1 protein-coding gene is annotated in these 265 nt (G+C 42.6%); it reads left to right on the top strand.

Annotation, left to right across the window (positions count from 1 at the left end):
- Positions 1-121: dienelactone hydrolase family protein (locus AB4486_RS24960; RefSeq protein ID WP_372119385.1), on the top strand; the 121-nt coding region annotated here is incomplete at its 5' end.
- Positions 122-265 lie beyond the last annotated feature (144 nt).

Below are 265 nucleotides of genomic sequence, written 5' to 3'. Positions count from 1 at the left end.
GATCACCTACAGTGGTGCACCGCATGCCTTTACTGTATTCGGCTCAAACAACTATCAACAAGAAGCTGACCAAAAATCCTGGGATAGATTTACTCATGTGCTAGAAACTACCACCAGATAATCTTCTCCCTCAGAACCCACAACCCCATTCGAAAACTTAAGAATGGGGTTGTTTAATTATCACTGCATCATCTAGCTACAAATAGCGGTGGATACTTAAGTCATCAGTTTTAATATCACTAGCTGAGCCACTGACCACGCTTGC

The sequence above is a fragment of the Vibrio sp. 10N.222.55.C6 genome (genome assembly GCF_041473395.1).
Lineage (GTDB): Bacteria > Pseudomonadota > Gammaproteobacteria > Enterobacterales > Vibrionaceae > Vibrio > Vibrio crassostreae_C.
The sequence above is the reverse complement of the archived record's forward strand: the minus strand, read 5'-3'. Positions and strand labels throughout refer to the sequence as shown.